At 68.4% G+C, this 10,690-nt stretch carries 11 protein-coding genes; 6 read left to right on the forward strand and 5 right to left on the reverse strand.

What is annotated here, in order from left to right; genetic code table 11:
- Window positions 1-383: 383 nt before the first annotated feature.
- The 4 genes from ACFU95_RS48500 to ACFU95_RS48515 form a co-directional block, all read right to left on the reverse strand.
- Complete coding sequence (locus ACFU95_RS48500) at window positions 384-1,229, reverse strand: SDR family oxidoreductase (RefSeq protein ID WP_383843497.1); 846 nt, start codon at window positions 1,227-1,229, stop codon at window positions 384-386.
- A gap of 152 nt (window positions 1,230-1,381) precedes the next feature.
- Window positions 1,382-2,581 carry an NAD(P)/FAD-dependent oxidoreductase gene (locus ACFU95_RS48505; RefSeq protein WP_383843500.1) on the reverse strand — a complete coding sequence of 400 codons (1,200 nt, stop codon included), beginning with the start codon at window positions 2,579-2,581 and terminating at the stop codon, window positions 1,382-1,384.
- 5 nt (window positions 2,582-2,586) lie between these two features.
- On the reverse strand, window positions 2,587-2,784 hold the full coding sequence (locus ACFU95_RS48510; protein WP_383843502.1) for a ferredoxin: 198 nt from the start codon (window positions 2,782-2,784) through the stop codon (window positions 2,587-2,589).
- Between the two features lie 46 nt (window positions 2,785-2,830).
- Window positions 2,831-4,072 (reverse strand): cytochrome P450, encoded by a 1,242-nt coding sequence (locus ACFU95_RS48515; RefSeq protein WP_383843505.1) that lies wholly within the window; start codon window positions 4,070-4,072, stop codon window positions 2,831-2,833.
- Between the two features lie 1,037 nt (window positions 4,073-5,109).
- Here ACFU95_RS48515 and ACFU95_RS48520 point away from each other — a divergent pair.
- Window positions 5,110-5,628 carry an RICIN domain-containing protein gene (locus ACFU95_RS48520; protein WP_383843508.1) on the forward strand — a complete coding sequence of 173 codons (519 nt, stop codon included), beginning with the start codon at window positions 5,110-5,112 and terminating at the stop codon, window positions 5,626-5,628.
- 1,033 nt (window positions 5,629-6,661) lie between these two features.
- On the opposite strand, the gene ACFU95_RS48525 is transcribed toward ACFU95_RS48520, so the two are convergent.
- A complete protein-coding gene (locus ACFU95_RS48525; protein ID WP_383843511.1) occupies window positions 6,662-6,925 on the reverse strand; it encodes a winged helix-turn-helix transcriptional regulator in 264 nt (87 codons plus the stop codon).
- Window positions 6,926-6,945: 20 nt separating this feature from the next.
- Here ACFU95_RS48525 and ACFU95_RS48530 point away from each other — a divergent pair, with 20 nt between their 5' ends.
- The 5 genes from ACFU95_RS48530 to ACFU95_RS48550 all read left to right on the forward strand — a co-directional run bounded on the left by ACFU95_RS48530 (window position 6,946) and on the right by ACFU95_RS48550 (window position 10,235).
- A complete protein-coding gene (locus ACFU95_RS48530; RefSeq protein WP_383843514.1) occupies window positions 6,946-7,137 on the forward strand; it encodes a hypothetical protein in 192 nt (63 codons plus the stop codon).
- A 74-nt stretch (window positions 7,138-7,211) separates the two neighbouring features.
- Window positions 7,212-7,394, forward strand: coding sequence for an entericidin A/B family lipoprotein (locus ACFU95_RS48535; RefSeq protein ID WP_383843517.1), 183 nt, complete (start codon window positions 7,212-7,214; stop codon window positions 7,392-7,394).
- 19 nt (window positions 7,395-7,413) lie between these two features.
- Window positions 7,414-8,505, forward strand: coding sequence for a peptidoglycan-binding protein (locus ACFU95_RS48540; protein WP_383843520.1), 1,092 nt, complete (start codon window positions 7,414-7,416; stop codon window positions 8,503-8,505).
- 177 nt (window positions 8,506-8,682) lie between these two features.
- Window positions 8,683-9,147, forward strand: coding sequence for a carboxypeptidase regulatory-like domain-containing protein (locus ACFU95_RS48545; RefSeq protein ID WP_383843523.1), 465 nt, complete (start codon window positions 8,683-8,685; stop codon window positions 9,145-9,147).
- Window positions 9,148-9,203: 56 nt separating this feature from the next.
- Entirely contained in the window at window positions 9,204-10,235 is a 1,032-nt protein-coding gene (locus ACFU95_RS48550; RefSeq protein ID WP_383843526.1) for a helix-turn-helix transcriptional regulator, read from the forward strand.
- Window positions 10,236-10,690 lie beyond the last annotated feature (455 nt).

The raw sequence follows: 10,690 nt of genomic DNA on the forward strand, positions 1-10,690 counted from the left end.
GACCCTCAGCAAGTCCTATCGTTGCAGGTCAAGGGCACTTTCCGTGTTTCTGATCAACTCTTGGACAGCCCACCTCGTGAAAGCGCGAGGCTAAGGACCAGGTGAGTGCCTGTGCCTGAACCGGCTTGGTGGGTAGCCTCGGGCTCTACGCCGGCGTGGTTTTCTGAGGACGCATGCGGACATTGAAAGCGCTCTGGCCCGACGGCCGACCCTGCAGCAGCCATGTCTGCACGAACGAGTCCCCGTTGCACACCGCGAACCAGGACGGTGACGAACTGACCCGCGCCGAGTGGGGTGCCGAGGCATTGGCATCCCACCCGGCGTCATGAACAGGTTTCAGGGGACTCGAAGCACTTCTGCCCCAGGCTCTGACACGCGTCGAGTCACCGTCCCCGGTGCGGCATGTGCCGTCGGATCCACGCCGACTGTCCGCCGTCGACGAGCAGATCGGTGCCGGTGATGTACCGCGCCTGCTGGCCGGTGAGGAAGGCCACGGCGTCGGCGATCTCGCCGGGTGTGCCGGGACGGCCCGCGCCGCACGCGTCGAGCATCTTGAGCATGTGCCCGTCGGGGTCCGATTCGGCCTCCGCCTTCGACATGGCGGTGGCGATCACGCCCGGGCTGACGGAGTTGACGCGGGCACCGCGCTGGTTCCAGGCGAGCGCGGCGGCCTGCACCCGCACCAGGTTGGCGCGTTTGGCCAGGATGTACGCGGCGATCGGGTCGTCGCCGAGGGCTGTGACCGCGTCCAGGGCGAGCAGTTCCTCCGCGGGGGCCGTCGCGAGGGCGTTCTCGTCCTCGGTGCCGATCGAGGCCATGTGCCCGGCCACGCTGGCGACGCAGACCAGTGACGTGCCGTGGACGGCCACCTTCTCGAACGCTTCGATCACATACACCGTGCCGAGCAGGTCGACGTCGAGGATCTTGCGCACCGATGACGTCGCGGCGGAGACGCCCGCGGTGTGCACGACGGTGGTGACCCGGCCTGCCTCGGCAGCGGTCCCGGCGAGCTTCTCGACCGACGCACGGTCGGAGACATCGGTCAGTACGCCCTGCGCCGCGTACCCCTCGGCACGCAACGCCTCCACCGTCCGGTCGAGCGGTTCGCGGAAGGCGTCGGCGAGGATCAGCGTCCCCCCGCTGCCCAGCCGCCGCGCGACCGCCTCTCCCATGCCGCCTGCTCCGGTGACGACGACCACGTCACGCGTGGCGTCCGTACGGTTCTGCATGAACTACCTCCTTGTTGTCCGCGCTGTCGGGGGCGTCCTGCAGCGGCCGACGGAAGCCGTCGAACCGGTGCCGGACGATGGCGGGAGCGGCGCCGACGCGGGCCCGCGTGTGCAGGCGGTGGCGTGGTCCGGTCCCGCCTGCTGTGATCGGCTCAGGCCGCCCTGGTCGTGCCGGCGGACGTCTTCCCGGCCGGTACGGCCTCATCCCAGGACGTACCGGCCGCGATGGCCTGCCGCCAGGCGCGGATGGCCTTGGGCGGCATGCCGACCGAGAGGACACCGACCAGCTTCTCGCCGTTGCGATAGACGGCGATGAACCGTCCCGCGGCCAAGTCGCCGTCCACCAGGGCGACTTCGTCGTGGCCGCGCAGATAGCCGTATGCCTGGATCTTCATGTCGTACTGGTCCGACCAGAAGTAGGGCACCGGCGCGAAGGGCTTGCGGGCCTCCGGCGCCGCGAGCAGGTTACGGGCGGCCGCCATGCCCTGCTCCGCGGCGTTCGTACGGTGCTCGACGCGCATCGCCGTCCCGAACAAGGGGTTGTGCCAGCGGGCGACGTCGCCGGCCGCGTACACGCCCTGGGCGGCCTCGCAGTACTGGTCGCAGACCACCCCGTCGCCCACCGTGAGACCGCTGCCCGCCAGCCACTCGGTATTGGGCAGCGAACCGGCGGCGACCAGGATCTCGTCGCCGTAGACCACCTCGCTGTCCGCGAGCCGCACCCCGTCCTCCGTCACCTCGGTCACGGTGACCCCGGTGCGCAGCTTCACCCCGTGATCGAGATGGGCCTGGGAGAGCACCCGGCCGACCTCGGCACCGACCGCGTGGGCCAGCGGGACGGGGGCGGGTTCGAGGAGGGTCACCTCGCAGCCCAGGCGCCAGGCCACGGCGGCGGCCTCGGCGCCGAGGAACCCGGCACCCACCACGACCAGGCGGCTGCCCGGCTTCAGGCGGTCGCGCAGGGCGAGCGCGTCGTCCAGGGTGCGCAGGACGTGCGCGCCCTCCCCGGGCAGTCGGCGTGGGCGCACCCCGGTGGCCACGATCAGCCCTTCGTACGGCACCGCCGAACCGTCGGCCAGACGCACCGTACGGTCCGTCACGTCCAGCCCGGTCGCCGCGAGTCCCAGCCGCAGGTCCAGGTCCAGGGCATCGAGGTCCGCGAACGGGCGCAGAGGCAGCCGCTGGGTGCCCCACTCGCCGGAGAGGATCTGCTTGGACAGCGGGGGACGGTCGTACGGGGCGTGCGGCTCGTCGCCGACGAGGGTGAGTGTGCCGTCGTACCCCTCCCTGCGCAGGGTCTCGGCCGCCGCGAGCCCAGCGGCGGAGGCGCCGACGACCACGATCCGTCGCATCGGAGTCACTTCTCCACCAGCCGGATCGCTGCCGCCGGGCAGATGGCCACGGCCTCGCGGACCTCGTCCAGGAACTCCTCGCCGGGCTGCTCCTCCAGCAGGATCGCGACGCCGTCGTCGTCACGCTGGTCGAAGACATCAGGGGCGGCCATCACGCACTGCCCCGAGGCCACGCATTTCGGTACATCCAGTTCCACACGCATGGGCGTTACCTCGGTCTTTCTCGGTCTTTCGTGGGGGAAGGGGTGGTCACCAGGCGACGGGCAGGCTGCGCACGCCGTAGGTGGTGCCGGTGTGGTCGAACTCCAGGTCCGCGATGTCGGCGGCGAGCCGCAGGGTGGGGATGCGGCGGTAGAGGGTGCCGTAGGCGACCTGGAGTTCGAGGCGGGCCAGGTTCTGGCCCAGGCACTGGTGGGGGCCGTATCCGAAGGCCTGGTGGATTCGGGCGGGGCGAGTGATGTCGAGGCGTTCGGCCTCGGGGAACACCTCGGGGTCCCAGTTCGCCGCGTGCAGGTCGAAGATCATGCCGTCGCCCTTGCGGATGACGACGTCGCCGATCTCGATGTCGTCCTTGGCGACCCGGCGCACCCCGGTCTGGACGATGGTGAGGTAGCGCAGCACCTCGTCCACCGCGTTCGCGATCACCTTGGGGTCCTCGGTCTCCCGCAGCAGGGCGAGCTGGTCGGGCTGCTGGAGGAAGGCCAGGGTGCCGAGGCTGATCATCGTCGTGGTGGTCTCGTGACCTGCGATCAGCATCGCCACGCCCATGTGAACGGCCTCGGTGTGGGTCATCTCGCCGGCCTTCACCCGGCCGGCCATCTCCGTGAGTACGTCCTCGCCGGGGTCGGTCGTCTTCCTGGTGAGCAGGTTGTCCAGATACGAGGCCAGATCGCCGCTGGCCTTCCTGGCCACCTCCGGAGCCACCGCGCCGTCCAGCACCACGCCGCTGTTGCGCTGGAAGAAGTCATGGTCCTCGTACGGCACCCCGAGCAGCTCGGCGATCACGAGCGACGGCAGCGGGAACGCGAACGCCTTGAGCAGGTCGGTGGGGTTCGGGCCGGACAGCATGTCGTCGATCAGCTCGTCGACGATCTTCTGGACCGGCGCCCGCAACTTCTCGATCCGCTTGACCACGAACGGCCCGTTGACCGTCCGCCGCAGCCGCGTGTGCTCCGGTGCGTCCGTGTTCGTGATCAGACGCGGGGTGACCGGCGCGATCTCCGCGCGGTGGGCGTTCACGTAGGGGAAACCGGGGTCGAGGTCATCGTCGCTGACGCGGGGGTCGGGCAGGAGGGCCCGCTGGTCGGCGTGCCGGGTGATGAGCCAGGGGGTGCTGTCGTTCCAGATCCGTACCTTCGTGATCGGATTCTCGGCCCGCAACGCCTGCGCGGCCGGGGCGGGAGCCAGCGGGCACTCCGCCGCCCGCGGCAGCGGATACTCCGGCAGCGGCGCGGCCGCGCCGGTGACGGGGCACGACAGGGCGTCAGTCATGGCATCTCCTCGGTGAGGTGGGGGGATCCGGCCGACGGGGGTCGGATTCCGGAGATACAGCGGTCGAACGGCTCGACCACGAGCAGGGAAGCGGAGCGGGCTGACAACTTCCGGCCAGTGTCCTGACACCAAGCTGACGTGACACATTTCATACGCCGGGACGGGCGATGACCTGGGCGGTATGCCCTGCCCGCAGGCGTCTGGTGTGTCCCCCTCCGAACCCTGGAGCGGTGAACCTTCTGCCACCCACGATCTCGTCCACGGCGCTTCCGCCACGAGGGAGCACGCTCCCGAACCCGTGGTGTAGCCGACTCCACCACGAGTACGGCCGACCTGCGGCTCGCCGCCCGAGTTGCGAAGGTTGTCGCTCCGGGAATCACCACTGTGGGCAGCACTCAGGCTCGGCCCGCGGAGGGTGGGCCCCATGGGGCCGGCAGGGCCTACCGTGCGGGGGTGCCGGTGTGGCTCCGGTGCTGTGCCGTCGACGCTGAGGTGGTGCGCCCGAGATCGGTGAGTGGGTCCTCGACTGTCTGCCCGACTGGACGGGGCGATGGCATCAGCGGTCGCCCACGTGCCGAGCGATGGGCGCCCGGTCCCGCGTTAGGCGGACGCAATGAGCTGTGCGGCCGTGACGAGGAGCTCGCACAGCGATCAGGACGAGGGACCAGCAGCAGGTCGCCAACCGGGGCAGCCGCCTGCCAGTGCGGCGTGGGTCCGGGAGATGACGGCCGGTCCAGGCGAGGCGATGGACGATGACTGGCGCTCCGTGGCGGTGCTCACCGCCTGGGTCCGCGACGTGCAGGCCGCCCGTGGCTGGACTCACCCGGCTACGCGAGTTTCCCTGCTGGACCGGCGTGTTGAAGTGTTTGGGTTGGCATGCGGCGCGGAGCGATCGGCGCCATGCATCCGGTGCCGCGTGAACTCATGTGATCCTTCCGGACCCCGGGCGCGCCTTCGCTGTCCTCCGTTCGAGCGATGGTGCCGCACCGCACCGTGCCTCAGCATCGAGAGCACCACCGCCACCGGAAGGAAGTCCCATGAAGTTCACGCGTCGGCTCACCGCCCTGGCCGCGGCCTTCGTCGCGGCTGCGGGCGGCGCCCTTTTCACCGGTGTGGCGCCGGCGGGCGCGGCCGAGCCCGACCCCGGGAGCCTGTTCCGCAACACTGGCAACGGCCTGTGCATGTCCACCGCCGACGACCCCGCCAACGCCTTCCAGGGAACCGCCACCTTCGCGCCCTGCGACCCGGGCGACCCCCGGCAGCGGTGGCGCCTGAAGTTGGCGAACCAGCCGGCGTGGCAGATCGTTTCCGTCGGCACCGGCAAGTGCGTGGCGGACGTGGCCGGATGGGGCCTCGCCTGGCTCGGCACATGCGACGCGAACGACGTCAATCAGTTCTGGCACTTCAACGGCAACGCCGCCGGGGACCTGTTCTGGGTGTCGCACGACGACGGCAAGCTCCTGAGCACGCCCTATCGGGCGGGCACGTCCTATGTGACGGTGCGCGACGATCTCGACCCGAAGGACGCGCGCTACAAGTGGAGCCTCCTCCGCTGACGGCGGCCGCCACGGCCCCCTGGCAGGCTGCCTGAGGCCAAGCTCACTCCAGCGCACAGAACTTGACAGAGAACCGAGCTGGGAGGCGTCCCGCGACGCGGAGTTCGGGATCTTCAGGCGCGGGGATCGGCGAGCCCTTCGAGCACGGCCTCGCCAGCTTGGAAATCCGGTTGCGCGCACCTCAACAGCAGCCGAAACCGGGCCGGGTGCGGTGTGAGCGTGCGAGGTGTGGGGCGAGGGCCTGTGGCGACGGACCGTGTCGACGGCCTGGTGCCACTCCTGCTCACACCGTTCGTGCGCCTTGTGGTCGTGCGTCGGAGTAACTGGCGGCGACTGACCCCGAGACTATGCGCCAGGGTTCGCCAGGGTGCGCTTGATGGTGTGCCACCGGGGCTCCGCCCTACGTTGAGGCTGTTCACCTCCGTGCCGGACGCGTCTGTCCCAGCACCTTGCTGGGCCTGCCCAGGACCTGGGCTGTTCCCGGAAGGAGGTGAACATGCGGAAGCGGAAAGGGGGTGCAAGTCGTCGTAAGCGGCTGAATCCCACGAGCCGGGCGCAGGTGATCATCGCTGCGCTCGGAGCGGTCACCGCGATCGCAGGATGTGCGGCGGAGTTCATGCGCTCGTGAAGGTGTGAACGCGGTGGTTTCCGGACGGCCAGTCCACGGCTCGCGTGAAGCGGGCCCGACCGGCACATGATCGGCCGGACCCGCCTCATCGCCTCGCACGTCCAGGTCCGGGTTCTGGAGGCGACCAGAGCCCGGACCTTGCGAACATGCGGCCTCTGCACCAGCAGAGGAGTTCCGAGGAGTTCCCCGGACAGACTCCAGTATCGTTTGCACTCTCGCCGTATCGGCACCCTGGCGAGCACAAGTGATGGCTGGCGAATACGGGGTGGCGCGTGTCTCCCGGCCGGGCGGCCGGGGCAGCGAACGCCCTTGAGACGTGTCGGCTTCGTGATGGGCGTGACGTTGCTGCCCTGGGCCTTCGCTTCGGCCCTGCGGGGCCTTCTCCTCCAGGTGTTGCGACCCTTTTCAGTCCTCGGCCGCAGCGTCGTTCGTTTCCCTTGCCCATCGTCGGCTCCAGGCGCCCAACGGACTCAGTGCCTCGACCAGGTCCTGACCGAGTGGCGTGAGGTGGTAGCCGTCGCTGTGCAGGGCAAGCAGGCGGGCGTCGGTCAGCTCGTCGAGGCGGGTGCTGAGCACGCTGGAGGACATGCGCTCGCATCGGCGCTGCAGTTCACGGCAGCCTGTCGGGGTCTGACTCAGTTCCCACAGGATGCGCCGCCCTGGACACACTCGGACACCTCGGCCGACTGGTGACCTACGGCGCCTCGTCCCGGCAGACAGCCTTCGCGATTGCGCCGAGTCGCCTGGCGGCGGACAGCATCACCGTCGCCGGCTTCTGGGTCATCCCGCTGATTGCCAGGAACGGTGCCGGCGGTGCGGAGCTGGCGGAGCTGCTCGACCTTACGGCGCGGCTTCAAAGATCATCGGGTGGTGAATCATGATGAGGTGATACGCCGTCATGAACTGACCGATCAGGAGTGGGAGTTGCTCACTCCACGAATGACGGTTGTGCCGGTTGTCCGCCGAATCCGCGAGGCGGCTGTGCCCGCTAACAGGACACGGCGCCGGGAAAGACATACAGTCGGGAGGAGAAGCGCTCTGCCGAGCCGGATTCAACTCTGGCCCCGTCCTCACGCGGAAACTTCATGCGGCCGGTCAGCCACGGCCTATGGGGGAGTGTCCCGTCGCCCGGCCATGACTCCAGGGATCGATGCATCATGACGGACGTCAAGGTCATGTGGACTGGGCTTGAGTGCCGAGTCCGCCAGGAAAAGAAGGACGACATCTTCGGCACGGTTCAACTGATAGTCGGCAAGGATCCGCAACCTGTGATCAAGTTTCCGGGCGAGGGCAGTGCGACGCTCGTGTTCGGGCCGCCGGGAATGCGGATCTTCACCGCGCAACAACTTCTCTACTCCGGACCGGCCAAGGATCTCACGGTATCCGCAACGCTGGTTGAGCACGACTCCGGCGACGTGGAAAAGGAGAAGGCGGCCGTCGCGCAAGCTGTCTCCACAGCGGCTTCCACTGCCGTCGCCGGTCTCGCTGGGGGCGGGGTTGCCACGCTGGCCCTGCCCCTGGTCGAGCTGCTCTCCGATGCCTTGGTCGGTCTCGGCGCCGAACTGCTCGGTATCAGTGACGACGTGTACAACCCATCGGCGATCGCCCTGTCGCGGGATCAGCTGTTGTCCGCCAATTCCCGTCGGCAGACCCGCAGTCGGCCTGATGACCCACGGACACTGAAGTTCACTGACGCGATTCTCCTCAGCGGCGTTGACGACGCGGGCGACACTGGGGTCTACGCCGTGTACCTGGATGTCCAGCCTGACGCCACCGCCCCCGGCCCGTCGGACGGCATCGGCACTCCCACGCTGCGTCGGGGTTCCCAGGGAGAGGCGGTCCGCAAGCTTCAGCGCCTGCTGAACGGGCACGTGCCCGACCTGTCTTCCCTGGCCGTAGACGGGGACTTCGGCCCCGCAACAGACGCCCGAGTACGCGAGTACCAGCGGCGCGTGGAGATCGATGTCGACGGCATAGTCGGCCCCCAGACCTGGGACATGGTGACGGGTGGCGAGCAGTCGCAGGAGGCCGCAGCCGGCACACCCACCCTGAAGCAGGGCTCGCACGGGCCGGCGGTACGAAAGGTTCAGCGGCTGCTGAACGCCCGCATCCCCAACCTGCAACAGCTCGCGATCGACGGTCGATTCGGCCCGGTCACGCACGGCCGAGTGCGGGAATTCCAACGCCGGGTGGCCATCGCGATCGATGGCATTGTCGGACCGCAGACCTGGAACCACCTGACGCAGTGACAACGCCTCATCGCGGCAGGCGAGGCGTTGGGCGACCTCGTCCGGGCGGGCCGTCGCGGCGGGCGGGCGCCCACCCTTGATGCGTGGGTGGGTCACCGTCAGCTTACGCGGCAGGCCCGTTCAGATGATTGGCAACCATTACAGCGATGGCAGACAGTGCACTCGTGAGGAACCGTCATGTATGGGCAAGTGCGGGCTGTGATCGATAAGGCGCCGATCGCGATGATCAAGGTCAGTGTCTATCGCGATCGAACTCTCCTCGACAAGACCTATACGAACGATGAGGGTCGCTACAGTGTGGAGGTCCCCAAAGGCGCCGTGGTCACAGTGCGATTCGATACGCATCACTCGCTGACCAACGCTGAAGACTGGCACCCGTCGGTAGTCGCCAATGTGATTGCTGACGATGAGAGTCCACTGGATCGTCTTCTGCTCAAGAGCGGACATGGTGTCGACCCGGAATCGGCTGTTGATGCTCTCAGCGGATACCTGTTCGCTGCGGAATGGGAGGACGGGGCCTACGCTCGAACGGCAGAATCCCGTCTGTCAAGGCTGAAACAAACCGGCGAGGTACTCCAGGAAATCCAGCGCAAGCTCCAGGAGTACTTCACGAAGCTCAGTGACACTGCTTCGAACACGTAGGGCAGGTTCTGTGAAGTCGGTTGCGGCAGTGACGATGCCGGGCGACTTTGACCGACATGGGCGTTGATAGGCGGTTGTTGCGCGGGTTGCCCGCGTTGGCGGGGGAATCGCTGAGTTCACTGGAGCTGGCCGAGGCCGTGTCCCAAGCGGTCGCGCCGGTCGTGGCGCACGACGCGCTGCGATTGATGGGCAACAACCCGGACGGCGCCGGGCACACCGTGTTCAGTTTCTGGCACAACTTCGAGGCCGAGTTCGGGCGCCGGTTCATGCGGAGCTACCTGGCGGGCGACGATCCGTGCCTGCCGGGGGATCTGCTGCGGCGGCCGATGCCGGCCGGACTGGTGGGTACCGGCAACGGTCGTCGGGACCGGTCGATGCGGCAGTTGTTCGACGCTCACGGGGTCGGTGGTGAGCTGCGGGTGCTGCTGCGGGACGCGCACGGCGTGTGGGGTTCACTGGCCCTGCTGCGTTCGTCGGGCGGCAGAACCTTCGACACAGCGGATCCCATGCGGGTACTGGAGCTGGCACCTGTGCTGATCGCGACACTGCGGCGGTACGTACTCAGCGGCCCCATGCAGCCGGTCGCGCCGGAGCAGACACCCGGGGTGTTCGTCGTGGACGGGGCCGGCAAGGTGACCGGCGCCACGCCGATGGCCTCGTGGTGGGCGGAGCGACTGCGCGAGCATCATCCGGCCAGCTGGGTCGACGCGTTGGTCTCCGGCATTGCCGCTCAGACGCGGCGAACGCTGGGCGAGCCCGGGGTCCAGGCGCCGGTGATGCACTGCCCGGCGGCCCGGTTCGGCCGGTGGATCTCCGCGGAAGGCCAGCCCCTGGACGACGACGGGGCGGTGGCCGTGCTGGTACGGGCCGTACCGGCACGCGAGTTGCTGGTCTCCCTCGGCTCCTGGTACGGCGTCACCGCCCGCGAACGACAGGTGATCGAGCACCTGTTGGACGGGGCGGCGGCCAAACACATCGCACGCGGCCTCGACATGTCAGTCCACACCGTCAACGGTCACCTCAAGGCCGTCTACCGCAAGCTCGGCGTCACGGGCCGGGCGGAGCTGCTGACCGCACTGAACACCTAGCGCGGACCGTCATCCCACAGGCCGCTCGCACGAGCGCAATAACCAATTTTAGGGATATCCGGTTCGATCACCAGATTCCTACTCTGATCAGCGTGCGCAATGGCGCATGTGCCACCAGCCGCAGCAGCTGGCGGACGCCGCATTGATCCGCTCACGCCGCGAAGGAAGTACCGGCGGCAACTCACCCGGAGGGTCCGGCAGTTCGGCGGGGTCTACGAGCTGCTCCACGAATGGCATGCCCCGTAGGTCGCCGGAACCGACTGCCAGCCGGATTCGACTCGACCGCACATCGAAACCCAAGATCCACCGAACACCGACCGCAGTACGAGAACGGGGGAACAGAAATGGCTGACGACGTGGTGGTGTGGCAGCAGAAGGTCGCCGAGGCTCGGGCTCGGCTGGCCGAGAAGCCCAATGATCCCGAGCGGCAGAGTGCCCTGGGGTCGGCGTTGTGC

The sequence above is a fragment of the Streptomyces sp. NPDC057623 genome (assembly GCF_042800355.1).
Lineage (GTDB): Bacteria > Actinomycetota > Actinomycetes > Streptomycetales > Streptomycetaceae > Streptomyces.

Coding starts and splice junctions, on each gene's coding strand:
- ACFU95_RS48520 (WP_383843508.1), top strand. CDS start 5,110: ATGAAGTTCACGCGTCGGCTCACCGCCCTGGCCGCGGCCTTCGTCGCG.
- ACFU95_RS48550 (WP_383843526.1), top strand. CDS start 9,204: ATGGGCGTTGATAGGCGGTTGTTGCGCGGGTTGCCCGCGTTGGCGGGG.
- ACFU95_RS48515 (WP_383843505.1), bottom strand. CDS start 4,072: ATGACTGACGCCCTGTCGTGCCCCGTCACCGGCGCGGCCGCGCCGCTG.
- ACFU95_RS48510 (WP_383843502.1), bottom strand. CDS start 2,784: ATGCGTGTGGAACTGGATGTACCGAAATGCGTGGCCTCGGGGCAGTGC.
- ACFU95_RS48505 (WP_383843500.1), bottom strand. CDS start 2,581: ATGCGACGGATCGTGGTCGTCGGCGCCTCCGCCGCTGGGCTCGCGGCG.
- ACFU95_RS48545 (WP_383843523.1), top strand. CDS start 8,683: ATGTATGGGCAAGTGCGGGCTGTGATCGATAAGGCGCCGATCGCGATG.
- ACFU95_RS48540 (WP_383843520.1), top strand. CDS start 7,414: ATGACGGACGTCAAGGTCATGTGGACTGGGCTTGAGTGCCGAGTCCGC.
- ACFU95_RS48500 (WP_383843497.1), bottom strand. CDS start 1,229: ATGCAGAACCGTACGGACGCCACGCGTGACGTGGTCGTCGTCACCGGA.